The organism is Pseudomonas sp. 2848, assembly GCF_003253945.1.
Lineage (GTDB): Bacteria > Pseudomonadota > Gammaproteobacteria > Pseudomonadales > Pseudomonadaceae > Aquipseudomonas.
Genome location: NZ_QKZD01000009.1, coordinates 139,334 through 162,877, shown reverse-complemented (window position 1 = coordinate 162,877; position 23,544 = coordinate 139,334). Strand labels below are relative to the sequence as shown.

Genomic DNA, 23,544 nt, shown 5'->3' with positions numbered 1-23,544 from the left:
TCACTCCTGAGTGAGTTTGGCTGAACGGTTGAAATGATTGCCACGCCCGAAGTGCGATCGACAGGACGAATGGTCGGCCACAGCAGGTTCTATTCAACGTGATAGTCCGCACCTGCCACCGCCTTCACGAACGCACGATCGGCAAGCCGGCGCAGGTCGCGCCACTCGGTCCAGTCGATCAATCGCTGCCGATCCATCTCATCGGCCTGGCGCAACAGTTCGTCGTGGTAGGTGCTTGGACAATGCCGACGCAGGGCGTGGTTGTCGTAGGTGTCGAACCAGCGGTTGACTGCTGCCAGCCGGCATTGCGCCGGGGTCATCGGGTCGCTGAAGGCATTCATCGCGGGCCGCCCTGCTTTCTTTTACGGAAGATGGCTGCGCGCCGTACGAGGTTCCGTCCAGCCGCCTGGATGGTCACCACAACGCAATGCCACTGGTGATCTGCGCCTGAACTTTACCGCGCTCCCTGGATTCCCCTGCATAGACCCGTCACCACAGTGCGCAGGAGATCCAACCCATGAGAGCTTTGATCTGTCGCGGTACCCGCGATGTCCGTATCGATAGGCTTCCGGGTCCGGTCGACCTGGATAAGGACGGCCGTGTTTTTCGCGCTACAGCCACACGGAGGGTGCAGCCATGATCGATCCCGCCACCGGCATGAAGCCGGGAGAACGCTATGCCGTGGACAACCTCGAGCGAGTGCATCCGTTCACCGGCTTCTTCCTCGACGGCAAGTACTACCTGGGGCCGGAACTGCTGACCGCCGTGGGGTGGCTGGAGGGGCGGCGATTCATCTATGACAACCTAGATGCCACGGGCGAGCCGGTGTTCGCGAACCGCATCGCCGGCGAGATCAAGGACCTGGTATTGACCCTGGCGGACGGCACTCCCCTGGCAGTGTCGCGCCTCAAGCATTGGCCCCCTGACGAGGGGGCCGGTGAAGTCGAACAGCCCGGGCAGCGGCCATCGACACCTGAAGCCCCAGCCTTCGCAGCGGTGCAGGGGCGGCGTCTGCTGGCGGGTGTCGAGCGCCTGCAACGCCACCCCGCAGCCATCCTGGCAACCGCCTTGGCCCTGGGATTCGTGGCGGGCTGGGTGCTGGCGGCACTTGAACGCAAGCGCCAGTAGGCGGACCAGGCACACGTGCGCCCTACCCTGGTCTGCGTCTGTCACTCACTGCCATGTGAGGCTTGAAGATCAGCGTAAAGCTGCCGGTCAGGCGCGCACGCAATTCCTTGGGCATGGTGTATCCGAAGTGGACAAGCCATGCGCCGTCACCCAACAGGAAGGTATCGCCCCGATAGCGCTTGACCTCGGTTTCGCTGATGCCGATTTCCATTGCCACTTCCAGATCGGTCGGGGTGGTCACCATTTTACAAAGGCCTCGGGCAAAATTTTTATTGGAAGGTAAACAGCGCGTGTTCGACTTGAATAAGGGCGCTTTACCCCCCGGGCGTTCAGGCCAAGTCGCAAGTGTCGGACGAATGGCAGCTGCTGTAACGCGGTGGAGCGCTGGCAGGGTCAAGACGTTCCATAAACCCAGCCGTGAAAATCCGATCGACCTCTGGCCGCACCTCGACGTCCCATGAAAGGACGCTGCACATCCCCGAGGGCAACCAGGAGGCGAGCCACTCATGAATGACCGCATCATTGAACTGTTCACCGATACCACGCTATTCGGTATCTCCATCCTCAACCTGCTGCTGGCGTTGGGTGTCGCCACCCTGACCTTTGTCGCGGCGCGGGCGGCGATCAGCTTCGTGCAGCGGCGGGTGCGCCGCTGGTCCGAACACGACGGCGCGTTCAGCCAGGTGCTGGCCAAGGTGCTCGGCGGCACCAGCAATGCCCTGCTGTTGCTCGCCTCCCTGCTGGTGGGCCTGGGTATGCTCGACCTGCCTGAGCGCTGGCTGGCCCGGGTGGGCAGCCTGTGGTTCGTGGTGGCGGCGATGCAGATCGGTCTATGGGCCAACCGCGCCATCGCCCTGGGCCTGCGCCGCTATTTCGCCCGGCACGGCAACGAGGGGCTGAACCAAGGCAGCGCGCTGGCCACCCTTTCGGCCTGGGGCGCGCGGGTACTGCTGTGGTCGGTGGTGGTGCTGGCCATGCTGTCCAACCTGGGGGTGAACATCACTGCCTTCGTCGCCAGCCTTGGCGTGGGTGGCATCGCCGTGGCGCTGGCGGTGCAGAACATCCTCGGCGACCTGTTCGCCTCGCTGTCGATCGCCGTGGACAAGCCCTTCGAGGTGGGCGACTTCATCGTCGTCGGCCCCCTGGCCGGCACGGTAGAGCATGTCGGGCTGAAGACGACGCGGATCCGCAGCCTGGGTGGCGAGCAGATCGTCATGGCCAATGCCAGCATGATCAGCAGCACCATCCAGAACTACAAGCGCTTGCAGGAGCGACGCATCGTCTTCGAGTTCGGTTTGTCCTATGACACCCCCACCGATGCGGTGAAAAAGGCTCCTGTCATCATCGAGGAAGCGATCAAGGCGCAGGGCCAGGCGCGCTTCGACCGCGCGCACCTGCGTGGCTTCGGCAAGGAGGCGCTGGAATTCGAGTGCGTGTATATCGTCAAGGACCCCGGCTACAACCTGTACATGGATATCCAGCAGGCCATCAATTTCCACCTGCTGGAGCGTTTCTCCAGGATCGGCGCCAAGTTTGCCGTGCCGGTGCGGGCGATCAAGGTCACCGCTTTACCCCAGGAAGACATGCTGCGCTTCAAAGAGGCCTGAACGCCTTTGGCCGGTGATCAGCGCCATAGCGTCATCAGGGCGCCTCGTGCGCCGGTCACCGGATCTTGCGCTGGCCGGGGCACGGCGGCGATGCGCGCCAGCGCCTGGTCGTGCGCGCCGTCCTCGGGCCGCTGAATATCGTACTTCTCCTGCCCAAGCGGATAAGCCCCCACCACCAGGAAGTCCTCGCTGTGCTCGACACAGCAATGGCCGGTGCCGGCCGGCAGGACCAGGACATTGCCTGCTTTCACGGTCAACGTCTGCCCGCCCTCGCCGCCCAGTGTTACCCGCGCCTGCCCGCAGGCCACCCCCAGCACCTCATGGGCATTGGGGTGGAAATGCTGGTAGTAGAAAATGCCGTCGCGCCACAACGGCGTCCATTGGTGAGCGGCGAACAACGCCTCGAAGGCGCCGGCGTTGTCCTCGGCCGGTGCAAGGCGCAGGCGGTAGAGCAACACGGCGAAGCGGCTGTTCGGCGTCGCGCCGTCATCGGCGAAATGCAGCGTCTTCTGCGGCTGGGTGGTGCTGTCGAGGGCAAGCATGAGGGCCTCGCGATGAGGTTGGGCGATACCCTTGAGAATCCGCTGCCAGCGTCGAGGTTCCTGCCGGGCGACCAGGTACATCCAGTGAAACTTTCCCCTTCGCGGCCCCGTCCAGACCCTATCCATCACTGACAGGGACACGACGATGACAACGACGGTAGGTGACTTCTTGGTCGAGCGTTTGTACCAGTGGGGCGTGCGGCGTATCTACGGTTACCCGGGCGACGGCATCAACGGTGTGTTCGGCGCGTTGAACCGGGCCAACGGCAAGATCGCGTTCATTCAGGCCCGCCATGAGGAAATGGCCGCGTTCATGGCCAGCGCCCACGCCAAGTTCACCGGTGAGCTGGGCGTATGTATCGCCACCTCGGGCCCCGGTGCCTCGCACCTGCTCACCGGGCTGTACGATGCGCGCATGGACCACCAGCCGGTGCTGGCCATTGTCGGCCAGCAGGCACGGGCGGCGCTGGGCGGGCACTATCAGCAGGAGCTGGACTTGCTGTCGATGTTCAAGGATGTGGCCGGGGCGTTCGTGCAGCAGGCGTCCACCCCTGCCCAGGTACGCCACCTGCTCGACCGCGCGGTGCGCACGGCCGTGGGCGAGCGCCGGGTAACCGCGATCATCCTGCCCAATGACCTGCAGGACCTGCCCTATGAAGCGCCTGCCAGGGCCCATGGCACCGTACACTCCGGCGTCGGCTACAGCAAGCCGAGGGTACTGCCCTACACGGCTGACCTGCAGCAGGCCGCCGACGTACTCAATGCCGGGCGCAAGGTGGCCATCCTGGTCGGTGCCGGCGCCCTGCAGGCGAGCGAACAGGTGGAGGCGGTGGCCGAAAAGCTTGGGGCGGGCGTGGCCAAGGCGCTGCTGGGCAAGGCCGTGCTGCCGGACACCCTGCCCTGGGTCACCGGTTCCATCGGCCTGCTTGGCACCGAGCCCAGCTACAAGCTGATGACTGAATGCGACACCTTGCTGATGATCGGATCCGGCTTTCCCTATTCCGAGTTCCTGCCCAAGGAAGGCCAGGCCCGCGGCGTGCAGATCGACCTGCAGCCCGACATGCTCGGCCTGCGCTACCCGATGGAGGTGAACCTGGTCGGTGACGCCGGCGAAACCCTGCAGGCGCTGCTGCCATTGCTCGAACACAAGCCCGACAGGCGCTGGCGCAAGAAGATCGAAGGCTGGCGCGCGCGCTGGGACAAGACCCTGGAAAAACGCGCCCTGGCCAAGGCCGACCCGATCAACCCGCAGCGGGTGGTGCACGAACTTTCCCCGCGCCTGCCGGATACGGCCATCGTCACCAGCGACTCCGGTTCCTGCGCCAACTGGTTCGCGCGTGACCTGATGATCCGCCAAGGCATGCAGTGTTCGTTGTCCGGTGGCCTGGCGTGCATGGGCGCCGCCGTGCCCTATGCGATCGCCGCCAAGTTCGCCTACCCGCAACGCCCGGTGATTGCCCTGGTGGGCGACGGTGCCATGCAGATGAACAACCTGGCCGAGCTGATTACCGTGGCCAAGTACTGGCAGCAATGGGAAAACCCCAAGTGGATCTGCGCGGTGTTCAACAACGAGGATCTCAACCAGGTCACCTGGGAGCAACGTGTCATGGAAGGTGACCCGAAGTTCGAGGCCTCCCAGTCCATACCCGACGTGCCCTACCACCTGTTTGCCATTTCCATCGGGCTGCAGGGCATCTTCGTCGAGCGCGAGGACGAAGTCGCCAGCGCCTGGGAACGGGCCCTGGCCGCTGACCGTCCGGTGCTGATCGAATTCAAGACCGACCCCAACGTGCCCCCGCTACCGCCGCACATCAAGCTGGAGCAGGCGAAGAAATTCGCCAGCACCCTGCTCAAGGGCGACCCTGACGAGGTTGGGGTGATCGTGCAGACGGCCAAGCAGGTGCTGGGGACGATTCTGCCTGGCAAGCATTGATGTTCCGGCCTTACGGCAATCCGTTGGAACTTCGCCGCAGGCCCGAGGCCTGCCCTTTCAGACCTATCAAAAAAGGAGACACGACGATGAGTGCACAACTGAACGGCAAGCGCGTGGCCTTTCTGGTCACCGACGGGTTCGAACAGGTGGAGTTGACTGGCCCTCGTAACGCCCTGGAAAAGCATGGCGCGGTGGTCGACATCCTGAGCGAAAAAGAAGGGTCTGTGCGCGGCTGGAATCACGACAAGCCCGCCGACGAATTTGCCGTGGATGCAACATTCGAGGCTGCCCAACTCGATTTGTACGATGCCCTCGTGTTGCCTGGCGGCGTGCAGAACTCCGACACCATCCGGCTGATACCCGGCGCGCAGAAACTGGTGAAAAGCCATGATGCTGCGGGCAAGCCGCTGGCGGTTATCTGCCACGGTGGGTGGTTGCTGGTCTCAACCGGCCTGGCCAAGGGCAAGCGGATGACCAGCTACAAGACGTTGCAGGATGACATCCGCAACGCCGGCGGCACCTGGGTCGATGAACCGGTGGTGGTGGACGGCAACCTGATCACCAGTCGCCAACCGGACGATATCCCGGCCTTCAACGAGCAGTTGATCGCAGCGCTGGGCCGCTGACATTGGCGCATGGCCCCCTCGTCCCACGCCTGCATCGAGCCGGGGCCATGCTTTGGGTTGTTCACGCCAGCTGGATATACACCGAATAACTACCCAGCAGCACCCAGAACACCAGGAAGATCCACGGGGTACGCAGTGAAAAGAGCAATGACTTGCGATGCCCCGCACGTGAGGTTTCGGCCTCGCAGAACAGGGGGGACTCGTCGTAGGCCAGCCCCATCAAAGGCTCGCTGCGCAGCAAGTGGCTCTGCTTGAGTTGCCAGTGATCGATGATGTTGTAAGCCGCGCGAATGCCTGGCCAGGCATTGAGCGAACTCAGTACCCCGAGCAGGGCAAGGAACGCGGGCACGATCAGGGTGAACATCTCGCCCCACCCTTGATTGAGGTTGCCCATGGATGAGACGAACGCGATGACCAGAAACGACTGGGCTGCCAGATAGGCGTCCGTGCGGTTGGCCAGGATGCTGGTTTCGTACTGGATCTCACGCCGGTAGAAGTCCAGGCGCTCCTTGGGCGAGCCGAACATCCTGGCGTTATGTTCGGTGATTTCGTGTTCGGGGGTCGATGGGGTGATGATTCTAGGCACTCGGTTCTCCTGCGGTCAGGCTCCGGGCAAGAAGAATCGAGGAGCTCGCTGTGGTAGAACCGCACATGCAGGGCAAAATTCAATTCTGTTTGGCGTTGACCGAATCGGCACCGCCGCCCTGCTTTCAGAGATCCAGGGCGCCCCTGAGCAAGGCGTTGAGCATCCCCGCCACATCATCCCCCTGCTCGTCCAGCACACGCAGCGGAATCCCCTGCAACACCGCTTGCGAACCCGCCACCCCGGTCAGGGCCATCGGGCAGGCAATCTCCATCTGCAATGCGCGCAGCCGCCTGGCCAGGCCGGCGTTCACCGGCCCTTGCACCGCGATCACCAGCGCTGCCGGCAGGGTTGCCGCGCACACCAGCGGAAGTTCCTCCAACGGCTGTCCGCAGCCGAGCACGTCGACGCGCTGTTGCTCGGCGCTCAGCAGCAGGCCGGTACACAGCAACGGTAGTTCGGCATGCCCCTCGGTACCGGCCAGCAGCACCCTTGGCGCATCGGCCTGGTTCATCTGCAGGCGCAGCAGCAGGCGGGCGCGCAGGAAGGTGTCGAGAAACAACCATTGGCTGCGTTCCCCGAAGGCCCTGCCTGCCACCATCTCCTGCCACACCGGCAGCAGCACCTCACGCAGCACGGTAGCCTTGGGCAGGAGCGTGAACAGCTGGCCATGGACACCTTCCAGCGCCCGTGCATCGAATGCCATCGCCGCCCGTTTCACAGTGGCGCGCCAGTCGTGGAAGGCCGAGTCCTGCTGCACGGGCGCCTGGCGCTGGGCGGCGAGCATTTCGCCGACCTTGCTGATCGGCAGGCCGTTGGCAGTCCAGTGCAGGATGTCGCGGATGCGCTGCACGTCGCCGGGCGTGTACAGGCGATGGCCACCGTCGGTGCGCTGCGGGCGGATCAGCCCGTGGCGGCGCTCCCAGGCGCGCAAGGTCACCGGATTGATGCCGGTCAGGCTGACCACGTCGCGCATGGGCAATAAATCGGGTGAGATGGCTTCGGTCATCAGGAGGGATCGTCGGAAAGATGGCACATTCTAAACCCATACGCTCTTTCTGCGGCGAGCTCAGGTAGGCCATTATGTAGCGAATCGCGCCGGCGCTTTGTACCGTTGCGCCCGCCATACCGCTTAGGCTTTCCATGGGTGTCCCCAATGATCAACGCAAAACTCCTGCAACTGATGGTCGAGCACTCCAACGATGGCATCGTCGTCGCCGAGCAGGAGGGCCCAGAAAGCATCCTGATCTACGCCAATCCTGCCTTCGAGCGCCTCACCGGCTACTGCGCGGACGATATTCTCTACCAGGACTGCCGCTTTCTTCAGGGCCAGGATCGGCAACAGCCGGGCATCGCCGCGATCCGCGAGGCGATCCGCAAGGGCCAGCCCTGCCGCCAGGTACTGCGCAACTATCGCCAGGACGGCAGCCTGTTCTGGAACGAATTGTCCATCACCCCGGTGCGTAACGAGGCGGACCAGCTGACTTACTACATCGGCATTCAACACGATGTCTCGGCGCAGATCGCCGCCGAGGAGCGGGTGCGCGAGCTGGAAGCCGAGGTCGCCGACCTGCGTTGCCAACTGGCGGCGGCCGGTCTCTGAGCAAAATATCTGTACAAGAACGTTGACTTGTACAGATTTAAACGTAGGCTTCGTTTATACCTGTACAAAAATACCGGGTTGTACAGGATTTCCCGGAGCCGAGCATGTCAACGTACCTGCAGAATTTCGCCGAGCGCTTCGCCCAGCTCGATGGAGAGCATCTCGAAGCGCTGGAAAACCTGTACAGCGAGAACGTCACTTTCCGAGACCCGCTGCATCAGATTGATGGGCTGAGCGACCTGCGGGCCTATTTCGCCCAGCTGTACGCCAACGCCCATGACATCCGTTATGTCTTCTCTGGTGTCGACGAGGTGAAGACCGGGCAAGGGTACCTGCGTTGGACCCTGCAGTTTCGTCACCCCCGGCTGGCCGGCGGTCGCCCGGTTTCCCTGCAAGGCTGCAGCTACCTGCAATGGCATGATCGGGTGCATTTCCACCAGGATTTCTTCGACGCAGGCGCCCTGCTCTACGAGCATATTCCGCTGATGGGCGGGGCGATACGCTGGCTCAAGGGGCGGTTGGCATGAGCCGCTGCTGGTTGACCGGTGCCAGCAGCGGCATCGGTGCGGCGCTCGCGCAGTGCCTGCTGGAGCAAGGCCATCAGGTAGCCCTGGGCGGTCGCCGGATCGAGCAACTGGTGCCTTTTGCCGAGCGCTTTCCCGGGCAGGTGCTGCTGGCCAACGGTGATCTGGACGATCCGGAGCAGGTCACGCAGATAGCAGCCCGCATTCGCCAGGCCTGGGGCGCACTGGACCTGGCAATTTTCAACGCCGGGACCTGCGAATACCTGGAGCCCGGCCGGTTCGATCCGGCGCTGGTCGAGCGCGTGATGCGCACCAACCTGCTGAGCCTCAGCCATTGCCTGGCGGCCGCCCTGCCCCTGCTGCGGGCCGGCGCACGTCCTCACCTGGTGGTGATGGGCAGCTCGGTGACCTGGCTGGCCTTGCCCCGGGCCGGTGCCTATGGCGCGTCCAAGGCCGCCGTGCGCTACCTGGTGGAGTCGCAGCGCATCGATCTGGCGCAAGCCGGCATCGACGTCACGCTGGTCAATCCAGGCTTCGTCGACACGCCACTGACCCGGCGCAACGATTTCCCGATGCCGCAGCTGTGGTCGGCCCAGCGCGCCGCCCAGCACATCGCCAGACGGCTGCCGCGTCGCCCCCTGGAAATAAACTTCCCGCGCCTGTTCACCTGGGGATTGCGCCTGCTCGGAGCGCTGCCGGCGCGGGCGCGCCTGGCATTGGGCCGGCGCCTGGCACGTCAAGAAACGGACTGAGCAACCATGCGCATAGCCATCATCGGCAGCGGTATTGCGGGCCTGACCTGCGCCTACCTGCTGTCGCGCAAACACGAAGTAACGGTATTCGAAGCCGCCGGCTGGGTCGGTGGCCACACCCACACTGTCGACGTGCTGTGGCGCGGTGAGCGCCATGCCATCGACACGGGGTTCATCGTCTTCAACGACTGGACCTATCCCCATTTCATCCGTTTGCTTGAACAGCTCGGAGTCGCTTCGCAGCCGACGCAGATGAGTTTCTCCGTGCATGATCCACTCTGCGGTCTGGAATACAACGGGCACGACCTGAACACGTTGTTTGCCCAGCGCCGCAACCTGCTGTCGCCGGGCTTCTGGGGCATGCTGCGCGATATCCTGCGCTTCAACCGGCAGGCTCTCGCCGACCTCGAGCACCAGCGTATCGACGCCACCACCACCTTGGGCGCTTATCTTCATGAACGCGGTTACGGCCAGCGTTTCATCGAGCATTACATCGTGCCCATGGGCTCGGCCATCTGGTCCATGTCCCGTGCCGATATGCTCGGCTTCCCGCTGGCGTTCTTCGTGCGCTTCTGTCGCAACCACGGTTTGCTGTCGGTGAACCAGCGCCCGCAGTGGCGTGTCGTGGCGGGCGGCTCGCGCAGTTATGTCGCCCCGCTGTGCCGCCCCTTCGCCGAACGCATCCGCCTTGACTGCAAGGTGCACCGGGTCGGCCGCGACGAAGGCGGTGTCACCCTGGTCAGCGACGCCGGCACCGAGCGCTTCGACAACGTGGTATTCGCCTGCCACAGCGACCAGGCCCTGGCGCTGCTGGAGGCGCCGAGCGTGCACGAGCGTGCCGTGCTGGGTGCCATCGGCTATGCCGACAACGACGTGGTGCTGCACACCGACACCCGCCTGCTGCCGCGCCGCCGCAACGCCTGGGCCAGCTGGAACTACCGCCTGGGCGGCCCCGAGCTGGCGCCGGCCGCAGTGACTTACAACATGAACATCCTGCAGGGCATCCAGGCACCGACGACCTTCTGCGTCAGCCTGAATCAGACCGCGCTGATCGACCCCGCGCAGATCCTCGCCCGCTTCAGCTATGCCCACCCGCAGTACAGCCTGGCGGCATCTGCCGCTCAGGCCCGGCAAACACAACTGCAAGGCCAACAGCACAGCTATTTCTGCGGCGCCTACTGGGGCAACGGCTTCCACGAGGATGGCGTGGTCAGTGCGTTGCAGGTGGCCAGGCACTTCGGAGAGCAGCTGTGAACAGTGGCCTGTACCTAGGCTGGCTCAGTCATCGGCGCCTGAGTCCGCGGCCCCATGCCTTCCGTTACCGGATCGGCCTGTTCTACCTGGACCTGGACGAACAAGCCTGGCTGATGGCCCTGTCGCGCTGGCTGGGGCGCTGGCGCCTGGCCCCGCTGTGCTGGCGGGAAACCGACTACCTGCCGAGCCTCACCCGCCAAGGTCAGCCCCTGGCCCAGGCCGCACGACTGCTGGTGAGCCAAGCCACGGGGCAAATGCCCGACGGGCCAGTGTGCCTGCTGACCCAGCTGCGTTGCTGGGGGCTGTCGTTCAATCCGGTGAGCTTCTATTTCTGCCATGACCGCGACGGGCACCTGGCGGCGATCCTGCTGGAGGTGCGCAACACCCCGTGGCGTCAGCGTTTCCACTATGTGCTGCCGGTGCAAGGCGACCCGACGAAAACCTTCGCCATGGCCAAGCGCTTTCATGTGTCGCCGTTCATGCCCTTGAACATGGACTATCGGGTGCGCTTTCACCTGGACCAGGCACGGATGCGCATCCACATGGAGAACTGGCAAGGCAGCCAGAAAGTGTTCGAGGCCGACCTGGCCCTGAAGCGCCGCCCGCTGGACCGCAAGGCTGTGCGCGACTACATCCTGGCCTTCCCCTGGATCAGCCTGCGCACCGTCTCGGCCATCTACTGGCAAGCCCTGCGCCTGTTCATCAAGCGCACGCCCATCCACGACCACACCGCCAGCCGGGGCAACCTGGCACTCGGCCACTCCTGCGAGGACCCCGATCATGTCCAATCCGACCCTGAGCGTTAGCAAGTCCGCGGGCCTGGCGCCACTGCTCGGCGGCTTGGCGCGCAAGGCCGTGCTCGCCCAGCTGGGCAAGCTGCGTCATGGCCATCTGCGCCTACTCTGCCATGGTCGCCAGTGGACGTTCGGCGACCCCGGCAGCGCGCTGCAGGCCGAGGTAGAGATACTCGACGACACCGCCTGGAGCCTGATCGCCGGCAATGGCTCGATCGGCGCGGGCGAAGCCTATATCCATGGTTACTGGCGCAGCCCGGACCTGGCGTTGGTCACCCGCCTGTTCGTGGCCAACCTCGATGTGCTCGACGCCCTCGAGGGCGGCCTGGCACGCCTCGGCCGCCCTGCCCTGCGGCTGCTGCACCGGCTCAACCGCAACAACCGCCAAGGCGCCCGTCGCAACATCCTGGCCCATTACGACCTGGGCAATACCCTGTTCGAGCAACTGCTGGACCCGACCATGATGTATTCGGCCGCGCAGTTCGAGCACCCCGCACAATCCCTGGAGCAGGCTCAGCGGCGCAAGTTGGAGCGCATCTGCCAGAAGCTCGAGCTGAGCCCGCAGGATCACCTGCTGGAAATCGGCTGCGGCTGGGGCAGCCTGGCGATCCACGCCGCCACCCGCCACGGCTGCCGGGTGACCACCACGACCCTGTCGCACGCGCAGTACACCTATACCCTGCAACGGGTGAAGGACCTTGGGCTGGAGCAGCGGGTGACCGTGTTGTGCGACGACTACCGCGACTTGACGGGGACTTTCGACAAACTGGTCTCCATCGAGATGATCGAAGCGGTAGGCCACCGGTACTTGCCGGTGTACTTCCGTCAGTGCGCGTCACTGCTCAAGCCCGACGGGCTGATGTTGCTGCAGGCCATCACCATCCGTGACCAGCGCTACGCCCAGGCGCGGCGCTCGGTGGATTTCATCCAGCGCTACATCTTCCCCGGCGGCGCCCTGCCCTCGCTGAGCGTGCTGCTGGACACCGCCAGCCGTCGCACCGCGCTCAACCTCGTGCACCTGGAGGATTTCGGCGTCGACTACGCACTCACCCTGGGGCATTGGCGCGACAACCTGCGCCAGGCGCGCGGCACATTGGCGGCACTGGGCTACGACGAGACCTTTCAGCGCCTGTGGGAGTTCTACCTGTGCTACTGCCAAGGCGGCTTCGAGGAACGGGCCATCGGCGTGGCCCAGCTGCTGTGGGCGGCGCCCCTGGCGCGGCGGGCGCCGTTGCCCGGGCAATGACGATGCCCCGCGCCTGGCTGATCGCCAATGCGCTATGGCTGCAGGTGGGCTGGTGGGCCTGCGTGCTGGGCGCCAAGGTTCCCTGGCTATTGCTCCTGGTGCCGCTGGGGCTGGCCGTGCACCTTAAACTGTGCCCGGCCCGCAGCACCGAAGTCGGCGCACTGTTACGCGTGACCTTGGCCGGTTGCATGCTGGACGGTCTGCTGGGGGCAATTGGGTTTTTTCGTTTCGAGGCATGGCCACTGCCATTGTGGCTGGCGCTGCTGTGGCTGGTGCTGGCCAGCGGCTTGCGCCACAGCCTGGCCTGGGCGGGTTGGCCGTTTTGGCGCGGTGCGTCAGTCGGCGCGCTGGGTGGCCCGTTGGCGTACCTGAGCGGTGCCGGGCTGGCCGATGTCGCCTTGCCCCTGGGACCCGTGGTCACGGGCTTGCTGCTGGTGCCGGTCTGGGCCCTGGCCCTGCCCTTGCTGGTGCGCCTCGCCGCGCGGCGCTGAGCGGCGGCAGCGTTCAGAACAGTAGCGCACCTGCGCCCAGCACCGCGCCCAGCGCTTGCGCCAGGTGAAAGGCCGGCCGCATGCCGCGCATACCTTGCTTGGAAGATGCTGCTTCTTCATAGGTCCTGGCCGGCATCGAGCCGCGCCAGCAGCGCCTGGCCGCGTTGCCACACGCCCTCGCGACGGGCAGGCGCCATGCCGTCCAGGCTGCGATACACCAAGGCCAGACGAGGATTGCCTGAAAGCTGGGCGCGGTGGCGAATGAGAAAATGCCAGTACAACGCATTGAATGGGCAAGCGTCTTCACCGACCGCCTTGTCCACCCTGAAGCTGCAGGCCTTGCAGTGATCGGACATACGCTGAGTGTAGCGACCACTGGCGCAATAGGGCTTGGAACCCAGGTAACCGCCATCGGCGTGCATCACCATGCCCAGGGTGTTGGGCAGTTCTACCCAGTCGAACGCGTCGATGTACACGGCCAGGTACCATTGGCAGATCGCGGCGGGCACGATTCCGGCCAGCAGGGCGAAGTTGCCGGTGACCATCAGCCGCTGGATGTGATGCGCGTAACCGAGGCGCAAGGTCTGTCCGATGGCCTGCGCCATGCAGCGCATGCGCGTCTGCCCGGTCCAGTAAAAGTCCGGCAGGTCGCGAGTGTTGCCCAGGCGGTTGAGCCCGGCGTATTCGGGCATGCGCAGCCAGTAGATACCGCGCACATACTCGCGCCAGCCAATCAACTGGCGAATGAAGCCCTCTGCGGCGTTGAGCGGCACCCGGCCCTGGCGCCAGGCGTCTTCCACGTCCTCGCACAGGCAGCGCACGTCCAGCAGCCCGATGTTCAGCGCCGCGCTGATGCGCGCATGGAACAGGTAGGGCTCGCCTTCAGCCATGGCGTCCTGATAGTCGCCAAACGCCGCCAGGCCGAAATCGAGAAAATGACGCCATAGCTGTTGAGCCTCGGCATGAGTCACGGGATAGTCGAAACCATCCAGTTCGCCGTAATGGTCGCTGAAACGCTGGCGAACCAAGGCCACCACGCCACGGGTGATGGCATCCTGTTCGAAATGCGCCGGAAACGGGCCTCGCAGACCTCGCGCCAACGGCTTGCGATTTTCGTCATCGAAATTCCATGCGCCCCCCGCCGGGCTGCCGTCGGGCTCCAGGAGCAGGCCGCAACGCTTGCGCATGCCGCGGTAGAAATGCTCCATGCGCAGCTGGGTGCGGCCCTGGGCCCAGCGTGCGAAAGCCTCTCGCGAGCACAGGAAACGGGTGTCGCGGTGCCACACCAACGGTAGCCCAGCCTCCCGTAGCGTCTGTTCCAGGCGCCACTCACCGCACTCGGTCAGGTGGATCTCGCTGGCGCCCAGGGCCTGCTGCCAGCGACGCAGTTCGCCGGCAATGCTGGCACTGTTGCCGTCGGCGTCCAGTTTGACGTAGTGCACATGCCAGCCACGCGCCCTCAGCGCCTGGGCGAAATGACGCATGGCGCTGAAGATAAGCACGATCTTCTGCGGATGATGCGGCACGTAGCGTGCCTCGCCCTCCACTTCGGCCATCAGGATCGCATCGCGGGCAGGGTCCAGCGCGGCGAGACTCGCCAATTCGAACGACAGCTGGTCGCCCAGCACCAGGCCCAGGCGCATCGCCGAGGCTACCACTGCTCGTCCAGCGTCACCGGCACCCGCAGCGGCGCGACGGGGCCGTCGCCTTGCCCGCACATTTCATCGTGTACCACGTGCTGGACCAGCATGCACGGCACCGGCGGCAGCCCGGCCAGTACCTGACGCAACTGCGTGATGGAGCGAAAGCGAACGGCCTGCCCGTGATCGTCGCTCAGCGTGACCGGCCCTGCGTCGGCCATGGCCCGCAGCAGGTAGAAACCGCCTTCCAGCGACAGCAGCTCCAGCGCCCGGACCTTGCCGGCGCCGACCTGCTCGAAGAGTGTATTGAGATTCATCGCGTGCCCTCCGGCAGGCGGCGGAAGAACAGGGTGATCTGGCCGATCTCCACACCCAGCTTGCTCATGCGCGAGCGGTTGATCAGGGTGTCGTCGTCCATCAGGTACATCCAGTCGTCCAGGTCTACCTGCCAGTGCCGCCCGTCTACTGGCAGGTCCAGCTGGTAACGCCAGCGCAGCGCATTGCCAGCCACTTCGCCACGGGCCTCGCCGATCACGTCGCCGGCGGTGCCACGCCAGCGACCAGGGCCATCGGGCACCAGCGTCCAGGTGCGCCGCTGTCGGGTACCGTCGCTGTAGAGAAACTGCTCGTCGAGGATCAACCGCTCGCCATCGCGGCGGCTGTCGATACGCACGTGGAAACGCTTCACTACCTCGCCGGAACGCTTCTGGAACATGCCCCAAGCCTGCACCGGACGCGAAAAGAAGGCCGCCAGGTCCAGCTTGGGTTGCTCGTCGGCATAGTGCTCGACGCCGACATTGCCACAGCTGCCCAGCAGCAGGCACCCTACCAACAACAATGCTTTGTACATGTTCAGGGTCCTCGATCGTTGCCGGCCAGGCCGAGCAGGCGCTGGCGCAGTTGTGGATCCCGGGCGCGCGGATCCAGCCAGATGGCGAAGAAGGCCTTGGCAAAGGCCGCATCGGCCACTTCACGGCGCAGTCGGCCATCGACGTAGAAGCGGCAACCTGCTTGCGGGAGGTACACCCCCGTGATGCGCATACCGGGACGCACATCCACGAACGCCGCCTGCATTTCCCCGGTCCAGGCGTCGAGTTGTTGCGCCGTGACGCTGCCGGCGCCAAGGCGACGCATCTCCTCAATGCTGGCCTTGACCAGGGTGTCCCGGGACAACGACCGGTGGTAAGCAAGCTCCAGGGCGAACGGTCGGCCCCAGTCCAGCAGCGGGCCTTCTGCCCACAAGCGGGCGCTGTACAGGCGCAGGCCGAACCAGGTGAACTCGCCTTCACCCAGCCGTTGAGCCGCCGGCAGCGTGGCTCGCCAATCCGCGCCGATCGAGGCGAGCGAGGTCAACAGCAGACAGAAGCAGGCTAATCGTAGAGCGAAGGTCATGATAAACCTGTACAGAAAACAAATTCTGTACAAGATTAGATTTTTGTACAGATAAATTCCAATTCTGTATAGAAATTATGGCAGCTCGATTCATGCCTGGGGAGCACCTCGAATGAGCCTCATCACCAACCTCCACAGTCCCGCAAACGTGCTGGTCTGCGGCGCCAGCCAAGGCATCGGCCTTGCCCTGTGCGAACAACTGCTGGCACGCGAAGACGTGGGCCTGCTAATCGCCGTGTCGCGCCAGGCAAATTGCAGCACGCCGCTCGATGCTCTGGCCCTGATCCATGGCCGCAGGTTGATGCGCATCGACTGCGATGCTCGGGATGAACAGGCGTTGCAAGCACTGGCGGTGCAGGTCCAGGCCAGCTGTGCGCAGTTGAACCTGGTCATCAGTACCCTCGGCGTGCTCCACCAGCCTCCGGCACGCGCCGAAAAGTCGCTGGCGCAACTGGACATGGCAGGGTTGCAGGCCAGCTTCGTCAGCAACTGCTTTGCCCCTCTCCTGCTGCTCAAGCACCTGCTGCCATGGCTGCGCCAGCAACCGGCCACCTTCGCCGCGCTGTCCGCCCGGGTCGGCTCGATCAGCGACAACCACCTTGGCGGCTGGTACAGCTATCGGGCCAGCAAGGCCGCGCTCAACCAGCTGTTGCGCACGGCCAGCATCGAACTCAAGCGGCTCAATCCCGCTTCAACAGTCCTTGCCCTGCACCCCGGGACCACCGACACCCAGCTCTCGCGACCCTTCCAGGGCAATGTTCCAATCGACAAACTGTTCTCGCCAGCGTTTGCCGCCCGTTGCATCCTCGAACTCATCGGCCGGCATGGACCATCACAGACCGGTACCTTCTGGGCCTGGGACGGCAGGCCAATTCCCTGGTGACTCGCAGGCTTGTCAGCGGTGGAGCGGGTCAAGGAAGATCAGTTGCAACGGCTCCACCAACAACGCGTCAGCCTGCTCGGCAAAACGAAGAAAGTGTTCGGTGGCCAGGTGGCTGTCCAGCGCCTGTCGAGGGTCGAACGCTTCACGCATGTAAAACGTCCCGGGCTAATTGTTGCGCTCGAACAACATGTAGTTTCGGTTGCCGTCCTCGGCCCGGGTCGGTTCGCCAGGCCTCTTTAAAGTGCCGGCGGCTGGCCTGGCTTGGCCTTGCGTATGGCAGCGGTATATCCGGACCGGACAATCTTTTACAAACAAGTTCTTGAGGGTAGCGGCCAGTTAACCTCCAATACTCTAATCGGGAAGTTAGCAGTACTTCAGTACCCTCGAAACCATTGAGATCCAGAGAGCCTTTGTGAAAATATCACTCGCCACAATAACAAAGCACAACTATGAAGCCGTTTGCGAATTGGAAGTCACAGACGAGCAAGAAGACTATGTGGCCAGCAATACCTGGTCACTGGTGGAGGCTGCGTACAACCCTGAATACTCCGTACGGGCCATTTACGCCAACGATGAGCCTGTTGGCTTTTTCATGTGGGTTCAGGCGTCACCCCATAAAATATCCATCTGGCGGTTTATGGTTGACAAGAAGCACCAACAAAAATCCATCGGCAGGATAGCACTAGGCCTGGCACTTCAAGAAATCAAGCGAGCCCCTGGCCTGGAAGAAATTGAAATCTGCTACAACCCTGGTAATCCCGTGGCGAAAAGATTTTATTCCAGCTTTGGCTTCGAAGAGGTCGGCATGGCCCCAGACGGCGAAGACATGCTGGCGCTCATCAGGCTTTAATCTACCGAGACGCCTTTGTTTATCGAAAAGCGGTTCAAGCCTGCCCCGCTTCCTGCTGCCCTTGGAGGCGATAGCGAGAAAGCGAAACACCGGTTTGCCGCTTGAAGTAGCGGCACAGGTAGGAGGCATCGACAAAGTTCAGCTCGTCGGCGATCTGGCCGATCGCCAGATTGCTGTAGGAAAGCAGCGCCTTGATTTCCTGGGTCACCTGGCGATCTATCAGGCCTTTGGCGGTGTCGTTGAAAAACGCTTTGGTCAGCTGTGACAGGTAGAACGGCGTGATGCTCAGCGCGTCGGCATAGAACTTCACATCCCGGTGCCTGGTGCAGTGCTTGCCGATCAAGTCCCAAAATTGCCAACTGAGCATTTCCTTGCGGCTGAACGCCCTGCTGCCTTTGTATGTAGCTGGAAGCTGCTCGGCAATTTTCAGGAAAAGATTCTGCAGTTGGTTGCGCAGCATGACGTGCCGGTAAGTCGGGCAGCACTTCACGATATCCCGCATCTGCGCCAGCCATCCTTCTATCAACGGCCTGTCGTCACTGTCCGGGACGCAATGTGGATGTTCATGCAAGAAGATGAACAGGGGGTTGGGCAGTTGGTAGGCGACCTCCGCAGCGAAACCCTTTGGCATCAGGCAAAAAAACACCTTGAATCCGCGTGAGCGACGTTTGAGCAAGGCAATGGTGTCTTCGGCCAGCAGCAGCACATCACCGCGCCGGACCACATGTTCCTTGAAGTTGAGCGTGAAGCGGGCGCTCCCGGACAGGCAGACCAGCAGCGTCAGATAGGTGTGGCCGAAGGAGAGTGGCACTCCCAGCCCTTCGGTCAGGGTGGTATCACCCATGCGCGGTGGGTCGTCAGCAGTAAAAAGTTGCGGAATATGCTGCATAGCCTCTAGATGCCAGGACCTGAAACGGGATGAATCTTATCACCCATTGGCCATCTAGTTTCGAAAAGTACCGAAATCACCGAGGTACTGATGTATACCGAACCTGTCTTCCTCCCTACCCTGTTCCCCACCTGATCAGCCAACTGAGGACATGAGATGAGCCTGGAAACAACCCGACTGCTGCTGCGCCCTTGGCGAGACACCGACGCTGCGGATCTGTACGAATTCGCCAAGGACCAGCGAGTCGGTCCCATCGCCGGTTGGCCCCGGCACACCAGTGTGGAAAACAGTGCCGAGATCATTCGCACGGTCTTCAATCACCCTGAGGTCTATGCTGTCGAGTTGAGGGAAAATCGCCGTGCGGTAGGATGCGTCGGTATCCTTATCGGTGGCGATAGCAACTTCGAAATCAGTGCGCAGGAAGGCGAAATCGCCTACTGGATCGGAGTACCGTACTGGGGCCAGGGCCTGATTCCCGAAGCTGTGCGGGAAGTGATGCGACACGCCTTCGAAACCCTGAAGCTCAAAGCGCTGTGGTGTGGTTACTTTGCCAACAACAGTCAGTCCTTTGTCGCGCAGTCGAAGTGTGGTTTCCGCCATCACCATACTGAAGAGAACAAGTACAACCCGTTCCTCCAGGACTACCGCACAGAACACATCAGCCGCATTACCTATGAGCAGTGGCTCGATCATACGAAAGAAGGCACTTTTCGAGCAGGTTAATCAAACAGGCTACGGATCTCTGATACCAACGCCTGCGTTGCCTCTTCAAGCGTTCCTTCGTTACGACATAAAACCCACCCTTGATCGGCAACCACTTGCTCGAACGCTTGGGTGCACGCGACATGCTCTTCCAGTGCGTGCATCACGGTACTGCTCAAGCCGCGTGACCGCGCCGCTGCCCTCCTCCACGAAATCTCAGGGTCGGTGACAACGCCCACATGCAAGTCCGGCACCCGCACGTTGCGTTCGATGTTCAACCGCAGGATCTCGGCAAACGGCACCAGCCGGCGAAACGCCGCATCGGACGGGTACCAGCGATCGATCAGGATGATGCTGTCCGTCGGCTGCTTGGCCAGCACGTGCCGGGAAATCCAGGCACGGCTGTCCGCCAGGCGCTCACAAACCTTCATCTCCAGGTCCCGGCAGGGTTTCCTGACGAACTGGTTGACCAGGACCATGGTTTCGCCCCGGTAGGGATCGCTGTTCTTCTCGCTGATGCGGATCACCTTCCTGTTTTCCGCCCTCAGCGCTTGCGTGACGGCTTCCAGGAGCGTGGTCTTGCCGGTGCCCTTGGGGCCATCCAAGGAAATGAACAGCGAACGACTCATGCTTCACCCAACGGTTGAATTCCTTCACGAACAGTCAATGAACCGGGCTCGGTCACATCAGGCAGTAGAACTCACTGACCTCTGCGACGATTTCCCGGGCGGCATTGTACAGCCTCGCCTCGGGTGTCAGGGCCATGGAGCGGGCTTCCAGCACATAGCGCTGACCAGCCTGGAAATGGGCGTATTCGAGGGTGAGGTAGCATTGGCGGACGGTGGTGCCACCCAGCATGCTCATGCCGCCCCCACCGTTCGTTTCATAGTCGAAGCGCACGACCAGTTCGTGGCTGCCGGGGCTGACCTGGAAGAAACGGCCTTCATCCAGGCGTTGCTTGTCCAGGCGTTCGGCCAGCAGGACGCGGTCATTGGGGAATGGCAGCGACAGGTCGACCCAGGCCATCTGTGGGTTGGCGGCTGGCAGTGGGGTTTGGCAGCCTGGGATGACGGTGATCAGTAACAGCAGTAGCAGCCGGCGCATGGTGAGGTTCCTTGGGGAACTGGGTTAAGGATAGCGCTGGGGCGTTGGGTTGTTAATCACCGCGTGGGAACGTGCTGGTGCTCGTCACCTGGGAGGAGATAAAACTCAGGCCCGCCAGGTTGAACCCGGACAGGCCTGAGGAAGGGAAACTGTCGGCCGGCAGGCGGCCGTTGAAGGCTACAGACTCTCGTCGAGGAACTTGACCACCGTGCCCATGCACGCCACCCGTTCTTCCACATGCGGCATGTGGCTGGAGTTCTCGAACAACGCCCAGCGGATACCGGGGATCAGGTCCAGGTACGGCTTGACCACCAGCGGCGTCGCCTCGTCGTAGCGCCCGGAGATCAGCAGGCTCGGCACGTTGATCCGCGGCAGGCGGTCGACGATGGTCCAGTCCTTGGTGCTGCCGATGATGTGAAATTCGTTAGGCCCGGTCATCGCGTGGTACACGGTCGGATCGGCCTCCACCTGGGCAAAGGTGCGTGCCACCTCTTCCGGCCAGGGCTTGAGCCGGCACACGTGGCGGTCGTAGAACACCTGGGTGGCGGCGAGGTAGTCGGCCGCGGTGTAGTCGCCCACGGCTTCGTGGCGCAGCAGGGTTTCCTGGACGTCCTCGGGCAGTTCCTCGCGCAGGCGGTTGGCCTCGCGCACCCAGGTGCGCATGTCGGCGGGCGAATTGGCGATCACCAGGCAGCGCAAGCCCCTGGGCTGACGCACCGCGTGTTCGCTGGCAAGCATGCCGCCCCAGGACTGGCCCAGCAGTGCGTAGCGCTCGCTGATGCCCAGGTGCTCGAGCAGGTTGTCGAGCTCATCCAGGAACAGCTTCACCGTCCAGAACGACGGCGGCATCTGCGGCAGGTGGGTCGAACGGCCGTTGCCCAGTTGGTCGTAGTGGATGACCGGGTAGCCACCGGCGGCGACATCCTTGTAGGCATCGACATAGTCGTAGGTGCAGCCCGGGCCGCCGTGCAGGATGACCAGCGGGGTGCGGCCACAGGCCAGGTCGCCGGTGACGCGGTACCAGGTCTGGTAGTCGCCAAAGGGGGCAAAACCTTCACGCGATTGGGTGAGTTCCATTTCATCCGGCTCCATGTGAATCATGGAACACACGATAACCCTGCGCGCAACGCGGCATAACTAGAGAGTTCACTAGGTTTTCGGTTTTTTTTGCACCTTTCACGCGTCGAGCAGGCGGTAATGCACCGCCCGGGCGACCGCCTGGACGCGGTTCTTCGCCCCCAGCTTGTGCATGGCCGAGGTCAGGTGCAGGGAAATCGTCGCCAGCGAGCGGTTGAGCTTGTCGGCGATCTCCCCCGCCGTCAGGCCCTCGGCGGCCCAGCGCAGGCACTCGGCCTCGCGACGGGTCAGGCGGATGGCGCGGGTGGCGGATTCCTTGGCCAGCAAGGGATAGGCGGCTTCCTGCAGGGCATGGGCGATCAGGCTGAAATCGGCAAGGTGTTCCCGGGCGTCGTCCAGGTCGCGCTGGCTGGCCTGTGGGCGCAGGCCGGTCAGGGTCGCCAGGCCGCCGCGCGGCAGGTGGATGGGTACGGTAACCCCGCAGGTCAGTTGCGCATCGTGCAAATAGCCGACCACCGGGGCATGGCGCCTGTCGATCAAGCGCTGCAGGACTGTCTCGCCCTTGGGCAGGTACGACCAGACGAAGGGGGCGATGGAGGACACGGCCACCTGCTGCACCGGGTCGATCTGGTAAAAGCCTTCGGAGCACCACAGGTCCTGCCAGTCCTTCGGGGTCTGGCGCAGCCTGACCACGGACGGGGTGATCAGCTCGCCGGTGTGGTCCAGCGGTACCGGGCTGTAGTCATACACCAGGGCGTCGAAGCCCAGTTGCGCCGCCAGGTCGGCGACGCTGTCCATCTGTTCATCCAGGCTGCTGCCTGACGCCAGACGCGAATTAAGTTCAGCCACCTTGGCCTGCATACCTGACACTCCCTGTGTTCCTTGTGGATTTCCAACTTGAAGTCCGGCACGTAGAATGCCACGGCTTGGCGCGGGACTGCCATACAAAACCTATAGGAAACACTAGCTTGTAGGCGACGAATTCTCCTGCGCTAGTTATAGCCCCAAGCCATGGCCAACAGGAGAGTAGCGATGTGGCGTGAGATGCAACCTGACCAGCGGTTCGATGTAGAGGTCGATGGCCACAACGTCGTGGTGTACAGCTTTGGCGAAGGGGACGAGGTGCTGCTGTGCCTCAATGGCGGGCCGGGGCTGCCCTGCGACTACCTGCGCGACGCCCATGCCTGGCTCAAGGACAAGGGTATCCGCGTGGTTGCCTTCGACCAGCTGGGCACCGGCGCCTCCGACCGCCCGGATGACGACAGCCTGTGGAACATCACCCGCTACGTGGCCGAGGTCGAACGCGTGCGCCAGGCCCTGGACCTGGGTCGCGTGCACATGCTGGGGCACTCCTGGGGCGGCTGGCTGGCAATCGAGTACGCCATTCATCACCCGCAGTCGCTGAAAAGTCTGATTCTCGAAAACACCGTCGGCGATATCCCGCACCTGATCACCGAGCTTGAACGCCTGCGCGGCGCGCTGGGCAGCGAGACCGTGGCGATGATGCAGCGCCACGAGGCCCTGGGCACCCTCGACCATCCCCAGTACCAGGCGGCCATCACCCTGCTCAACTACCGCCATGTCTGCCGCCTCGAGCAGTGGCCGGCGCCGATCCAGCGCTCGCTGGGCGACTGGAACATGGGCCCGTACAGCACCATGCAGGGCCCCAACGAGTTCCTTTATATCGGCAACCTCAAGGACTGGAACCGCCTCGAGCAGATGGGCGAGTTCCGCATGCCGGTGCTGATCACCACCGGCCAGCACGACGAATTGACCCCCGCCTGCGCCATGCGCATGAACCTGGCCCTGCACGGCCGCGCCGAGCTGCACGTGTTCCCTAATAGCAGCCACATGCCGTTCTACGAAGAACCCCAGGCCTATTTCCCGGTGTTGCTGGACTTCCTGCAGCGCAACCGGGGTTGAT

General features: G+C 63.3%; 28 protein-coding genes and 3 pseudogenes. 15 read left to right on the top strand and 16 right to left on the bottom strand.

All coding sequences use genetic code 11. The features are described 5' to 3' along the window. Nucleotides 1–89: 89 nt before the first annotated feature. A complete protein-coding gene (locus DFS21_RS18910) occupies nt 90–341 on the bottom strand; it encodes a hypothetical protein (RefSeq protein ID WP_102681973.1) in 252 nt (83 codons plus the stop codon). Nucleotides 342–636: 295 nt separating this feature from the next. Between DFS21_RS18910 and DFS21_RS26990 the strand changes: the two are divergent. Then, nucleotides 637–907, top strand: a pseudogene (locus DFS21_RS26990) (short chain dehydrogenase); the annotation flags it as partial. 243 nt (nt 908–1,150) lie between these two features. Here DFS21_RS26990 and DFS21_RS18900 read toward each other — a convergent pair. Continuing rightward, nucleotides 1,151–1,372, bottom strand: coding sequence for a hypothetical protein (locus DFS21_RS18900; protein WP_110704363.1), 222 nt, complete (start codon nt 1,370–1,372; stop codon nt 1,151–1,153). 262 nt (nt 1,373–1,634) lie between these two features. Between DFS21_RS18900 and DFS21_RS18895 the strand changes: the two genes are divergently transcribed. Continuing rightward, complete coding sequence (locus DFS21_RS18895; RefSeq protein WP_111532840.1) at nt 1,635–2,735, top strand: mechanosensitive ion channel family protein; 1,101 nt, start codon at nt 1,635–1,637, stop codon at nt 2,733–2,735. A 17-nt stretch (nt 2,736–2,752) separates the two neighbouring features. Here DFS21_RS18895 and DFS21_RS18890 read toward each other — a convergent pair whose 3' ends face one another. After that, a complete protein-coding gene (locus DFS21_RS18890; RefSeq protein WP_111532887.1) occupies nt 2,753–3,277 on the bottom strand; it encodes a cupin domain-containing protein in 525 nt (174 codons plus the stop codon). A 145-nt stretch (nt 3,278–3,422) separates the two neighbouring features. Here DFS21_RS18890 and DFS21_RS18885 point away from each other — a divergent pair, with 145 nt between their 5' ends. Both DFS21_RS18885 and DFS21_RS18880 read left to right on the top strand, forming a co-directional pair. Continuing rightward, nucleotides 3,423–5,210 (top strand): thiamine pyrophosphate-requiring protein, encoded by a 1,788-nt coding sequence (locus DFS21_RS18885; RefSeq protein WP_111532839.1) that lies wholly within the window; start codon nt 3,423–3,425, stop codon nt 5,208–5,210. 86 nt (nt 5,211–5,296) lie between these two features. Then, nucleotides 5,297–5,836, top strand: a complete 540-nt coding sequence (locus tag DFS21_RS18880) for a type 1 glutamine amidotransferase domain-containing protein (RefSeq protein ID WP_110704357.1) — start codon at nt 5,297–5,299, stop codon at nt 5,834–5,836. A 61-nt stretch (nt 5,837–5,897) separates the two neighbouring features. Here DFS21_RS18880 and DFS21_RS18875 read toward each other — a convergent pair whose 3' ends face one another. Continuing rightward, nucleotides 5,898–6,422, bottom strand: coding sequence for a hypothetical protein (locus DFS21_RS18875; protein WP_023630687.1), 525 nt, complete (start codon nt 6,420–6,422; stop codon nt 5,898–5,900). Between the two features lie 124 nt (nt 6,423–6,546). Next, entirely contained in the window at nt 6,547–7,428 is an 882-nt protein-coding gene (locus tag DFS21_RS18870; protein ID WP_111532838.1) for a MerR family transcriptional regulator, read from the bottom strand. A 147-nt stretch (nt 7,429–7,575) separates the two neighbouring features. Between DFS21_RS18870 and DFS21_RS18865 the strand changes: the two genes are divergently transcribed. The 7 genes from DFS21_RS18865 to DFS21_RS18835 all read left to right on the top strand — a co-directional run bounded on the left by DFS21_RS18865 (nt 7,576) and on the right by DFS21_RS18835 (nt 13,083). Next, entirely contained in the window at nt 7,576–8,022 is a 447-nt protein-coding gene (locus tag DFS21_RS18865) for a PAS domain-containing protein (RefSeq protein WP_111532837.1), read from the top strand. A 104-nt stretch (nt 8,023–8,126) separates the two neighbouring features. After that, on the top strand, nt 8,127–8,549 hold the full coding sequence (locus DFS21_RS18860; RefSeq protein WP_102681967.1) for a nuclear transport factor 2 family protein: 423 nt from the start codon (nt 8,127–8,129) through the stop codon (nt 8,547–8,549). Next, on the top strand, nt 8,546–9,298 hold the full coding sequence (locus tag DFS21_RS18855) for an SDR family oxidoreductase (RefSeq protein ID WP_110704351.1): 753 nt from the start codon (nt 8,546–8,548) through the stop codon (nt 9,296–9,298). The genes DFS21_RS18860 and DFS21_RS18855 overlap by 4 nt, the downstream gene beginning before the upstream one ends. A 6-nt stretch (nt 9,299–9,304) precedes the next feature. Beyond that, nucleotides 9,305–10,552, top strand: a complete 1,248-nt coding sequence (locus DFS21_RS18850; protein ID WP_110704349.1) for an NAD(P)/FAD-dependent oxidoreductase — start codon at nt 9,305–9,307, stop codon at nt 10,550–10,552. Beyond that, nucleotides 10,549–11,358, top strand: a complete 810-nt coding sequence (locus tag DFS21_RS18845) for a DUF1365 domain-containing protein (RefSeq protein WP_110704347.1) — start codon at nt 10,549–10,551, stop codon at nt 11,356–11,358. The genes DFS21_RS18850 and DFS21_RS18845 overlap by 4 nt, the downstream gene beginning before the upstream one ends. Further along, complete coding sequence (locus tag DFS21_RS18840) at nt 11,333–12,592, top strand: cyclopropane-fatty-acyl-phospholipid synthase family protein (RefSeq protein ID WP_110704345.1); 1,260 nt, start codon at nt 11,333–11,335, stop codon at nt 12,590–12,592. Before DFS21_RS18845 ends, DFS21_RS18840 begins: the two co-directional genes overlap by 26 nt. Before the next feature lie 2 nt (nt 12,593–12,594). Next, the gene (locus DFS21_RS18835; protein ID WP_158539559.1) at nt 12,595–13,083 is read left to right on the top strand and encodes a DUF2878 domain-containing protein; all 489 of its coding nucleotides are present in this window, start codon (nt 12,595–12,597) and stop codon (nt 13,081–13,083) included. Here the strand turns inward: DFS21_RS18835 and DFS21_RS27355 are convergent. The 5 genes and pseudogenes from DFS21_RS27355 to DFS21_RS18810 form a co-directional block, all read right to left on the bottom strand. Then, nucleotides 13,024–13,203 (bottom strand): annotated as a pseudogene (locus DFS21_RS27355) (DUF2256 domain-containing protein); the annotation flags it as partial. The gene DFS21_RS18835 and the pseudogene DFS21_RS27355 overlap by 60 nt on opposite strands. Beyond that, nucleotides 13,200–14,726: a cryptochrome/photolyase family protein gene (locus DFS21_RS18825; RefSeq protein WP_111532886.1), complete on the bottom strand. Its 1,527-nt coding sequence runs from the start codon at nt 14,724–14,726 to the stop codon at nt 13,200–13,202. The pseudogene DFS21_RS27355 and the gene DFS21_RS18825, both read right to left, overlap by 4 nt. 8 nt (nt 14,727–14,734) lie before the next feature. Further along, on the bottom strand, nt 14,735–15,040 hold the full coding sequence (locus tag DFS21_RS18820; protein WP_110704336.1) for a DUF6482 family protein: 306 nt from the start codon (nt 15,038–15,040) through the stop codon (nt 14,735–14,737). Next, nucleotides 15,037–15,573, bottom strand: a complete 537-nt coding sequence (locus tag DFS21_RS18815) for a DUF3833 domain-containing protein (RefSeq protein ID WP_111532835.1) — start codon at nt 15,571–15,573, stop codon at nt 15,037–15,039. The genes DFS21_RS18820 and DFS21_RS18815 overlap by 4 nt, the downstream gene beginning before the upstream one ends. Before the next feature lie 2 nt (nt 15,574–15,575). Further along, on the bottom strand, nt 15,576–16,115 hold the full coding sequence (locus DFS21_RS18810; RefSeq protein WP_110704332.1) for a chalcone isomerase family protein: 540 nt from the start codon (nt 16,113–16,115) through the stop codon (nt 15,576–15,578). A gap of 112 nt (nt 16,116–16,227) precedes the next feature. Between DFS21_RS18810 and DFS21_RS18805 the strand changes: the two genes are divergently transcribed. Next, the gene (locus tag DFS21_RS18805) at nt 16,228–16,998 is read left to right on the top strand and encodes an SDR family NAD(P)-dependent oxidoreductase (RefSeq protein ID WP_111532834.1); all 771 of its coding nucleotides are present in this window, start codon (nt 16,228–16,230) and stop codon (nt 16,996–16,998) included. 12 nt (nt 16,999–17,010) lie between these two features. Here the strand turns inward: DFS21_RS18805 and DFS21_RS18800 are convergent. After that, nucleotides 17,011–17,273, bottom strand: a pseudogene (locus DFS21_RS18800) (putative quinol monooxygenase). A gap of 137 nt (nt 17,274–17,410) precedes the next feature. Between DFS21_RS18800 and DFS21_RS18795 the strand changes: the two are divergent. Beyond that, on the top strand, nt 17,411–17,848 hold the full coding sequence (locus DFS21_RS18795; protein WP_111532833.1) for a GNAT family N-acetyltransferase: 438 nt from the start codon (nt 17,411–17,413) through the stop codon (nt 17,846–17,848). Nucleotides 17,849–17,882: 34 nt separating this feature from the next. Here DFS21_RS18795 and DFS21_RS18790 read toward each other — a convergent pair whose 3' ends face one another. Beyond that, the gene (locus DFS21_RS18790) at nt 17,883–18,737 is read right to left on the bottom strand and encodes a helix-turn-helix transcriptional regulator (RefSeq protein ID WP_102681955.1); all 855 of its coding nucleotides are present in this window, start codon (nt 18,735–18,737) and stop codon (nt 17,883–17,885) included. Between the two features lie 156 nt (nt 18,738–18,893). On the opposite strand from DFS21_RS18790, the gene DFS21_RS18785 reads away from it, so the two are divergent. After that, entirely contained in the window at nt 18,894–19,460 is a 567-nt protein-coding gene (locus DFS21_RS18785; RefSeq protein ID WP_111532832.1) for a GNAT family N-acetyltransferase, read from the top strand. On the opposite strand, the gene DFS21_RS18780 is transcribed toward DFS21_RS18785, so the two are convergent. The 4 genes from DFS21_RS18780 to DFS21_RS18765 form a co-directional block, all read right to left on the bottom strand. Beyond that, nucleotides 19,457–20,068: a dTMP kinase gene (locus DFS21_RS18780; RefSeq protein ID WP_102681953.1), complete on the bottom strand. Its 612-nt coding sequence runs from the start codon at nt 20,066–20,068 to the stop codon at nt 19,457–19,459. The two genes, DFS21_RS18785 and DFS21_RS18780, sit on opposite strands and share 4 nt — an antisense overlap. A gap of 52 nt (nt 20,069–20,120) precedes the next feature. Next, complete coding sequence (locus DFS21_RS18775; protein WP_111532831.1) at nt 20,121–20,543, bottom strand: hypothetical protein; 423 nt, start codon at nt 20,541–20,543, stop codon at nt 20,121–20,123. Nucleotides 20,544–20,720: 177 nt separating this feature from the next. Beyond that, nucleotides 20,721–21,620, bottom strand: a complete 900-nt coding sequence (locus DFS21_RS18770) for a proline iminopeptidase-family hydrolase (RefSeq protein ID WP_110704322.1) — start codon at nt 21,618–21,620, stop codon at nt 20,721–20,723. A 99-nt stretch (nt 21,621–21,719) separates the two neighbouring features. Next, nucleotides 21,720–22,481 carry a LuxR family transcriptional regulator gene (locus tag DFS21_RS18765; protein WP_111532830.1) on the bottom strand — a complete coding sequence of 254 codons (762 nt, stop codon included), beginning with the start codon at nt 22,479–22,481 and terminating at the stop codon, nt 21,720–21,722. A 171-nt stretch (nt 22,482–22,652) separates the two neighbouring features. On the opposite strand from DFS21_RS18765, the gene DFS21_RS18760 reads away from it, so the two are divergent. Next, nucleotides 22,653–23,543, top strand: coding sequence for a proline iminopeptidase-family hydrolase (locus DFS21_RS18760; RefSeq protein ID WP_023631947.1), 891 nt, complete (start codon nt 22,653–22,655; stop codon nt 23,541–23,543). The last annotated feature ends 1 nt before the right edge of the window (nt 23,544 follow it).

Coding starts and splice junctions, on each gene's coding strand:
- DFS21_RS18910 (WP_102681973.1), bottom strand. CDS start 341: ATGAATGCCTTCAGCGACCCGATGACCCCGGCGCAATGCCGGCTGGCA.
- DFS21_RS18900 (WP_110704363.1), bottom strand. CDS start 1,372: ATGGTGACCACCCCGACCGATCTGGAAGTGGCAATGGAAATCGGCATC.
- DFS21_RS18895 (WP_111532840.1), top strand. CDS start 1,635: ATGAATGACCGCATCATTGAACTGTTCACCGATACCACGCTATTCGGT.
- DFS21_RS18890 (WP_111532887.1), bottom strand. CDS start 3,277: ATGCTTGCCCTCGACAGCACCACCCAGCCGCAGAAGACGCTGCATTTC.
- DFS21_RS18885 (WP_111532839.1), top strand. CDS start 3,423: ATGACAACGACGGTAGGTGACTTCTTGGTCGAGCGTTTGTACCAGTGG.
- DFS21_RS18880 (WP_110704357.1), top strand. CDS start 5,297: ATGAGTGCACAACTGAACGGCAAGCGCGTGGCCTTTCTGGTCACCGAC.
- DFS21_RS18870 (WP_111532838.1), bottom strand. CDS start 7,428: ATGACCGAAGCCATCTCACCCGATTTATTGCCCATGCGCGACGTGGTC.
- DFS21_RS18865 (WP_111532837.1), top strand. CDS start 7,576: ATGATCAACGCAAAACTCCTGCAACTGATGGTCGAGCACTCCAACGAT.
- DFS21_RS18860 (WP_102681967.1), top strand. CDS start 8,127: ATGTCAACGTACCTGCAGAATTTCGCCGAGCGCTTCGCCCAGCTCGAT.
- DFS21_RS18855 (WP_110704351.1), top strand. CDS start 8,546: ATGAGCCGCTGCTGGTTGACCGGTGCCAGCAGCGGCATCGGTGCGGCG.
- DFS21_RS18850 (WP_110704349.1), top strand. CDS start 9,305: ATGCGCATAGCCATCATCGGCAGCGGTATTGCGGGCCTGACCTGCGCC.
- DFS21_RS18840 (WP_110704345.1), top strand. CDS start 11,333: ATGTCCAATCCGACCCTGAGCGTTAGCAAGTCCGCGGGCCTGGCGCCA.
- DFS21_RS18835 (WP_158539559.1), top strand. CDS start 12,595: ATGCCCCGCGCCTGGCTGATCGCCAATGCGCTATGGCTGCAGGTGGGC.
- DFS21_RS18825 (WP_111532886.1), bottom strand. CDS start 14,726: ATGCGCCTGGGCCTGGTGCTGGGCGACCAGCTGTCGTTCGAATTGGCG.
- DFS21_RS18820 (WP_110704336.1), bottom strand. CDS start 15,040: ATGAATCTCAATACACTCTTCGAGCAGGTCGGCGCCGGCAAGGTCCGG.
- DFS21_RS18815 (WP_111532835.1), bottom strand. CDS start 15,573: ATGTACAAAGCATTGTTGTTGGTAGGGTGCCTGCTGCTGGGCAGCTGT.
- DFS21_RS18810 (WP_110704332.1), bottom strand. CDS start 16,115: ATGACCTTCGCTCTACGATTAGCCTGCTTCTGTCTGCTGTTGACCTCG.
- DFS21_RS18805 (WP_111532834.1), top strand. CDS start 16,228: ATGAGCCTCATCACCAACCTCCACAGTCCCGCAAACGTGCTGGTCTGC.
- DFS21_RS18790 (WP_102681955.1), bottom strand. CDS start 18,737: ATGCAGCATATTCCGCAACTTTTTACTGCTGACGACCCACCGCGCATG.
- DFS21_RS18785 (WP_111532832.1), top strand. CDS start 18,894: ATGAGCCTGGAAACAACCCGACTGCTGCTGCGCCCTTGGCGAGACACC.
- DFS21_RS18780 (WP_102681953.1), bottom strand. CDS start 20,068: ATGAGTCGTTCGCTGTTCATTTCCTTGGATGGCCCCAAGGGCACCGGC.
- DFS21_RS18775 (WP_111532831.1), bottom strand. CDS start 20,543: ATGCGCCGGCTGCTACTGCTGTTACTGATCACCGTCATCCCAGGCTGC.
- DFS21_RS18770 (WP_110704322.1), bottom strand. CDS start 21,620: ATGGAACTCACCCAATCGCGTGAAGGTTTTGCCCCCTTTGGCGACTAC.
- DFS21_RS18765 (WP_111532830.1), bottom strand. CDS start 22,481: ATGCAGGCCAAGGTGGCTGAACTTAATTCGCGTCTGGCGTCAGGCAGC.
- DFS21_RS18760 (WP_023631947.1), top strand. CDS start 22,653: ATGTGGCGTGAGATGCAACCTGACCAGCGGTTCGATGTAGAGGTCGAT.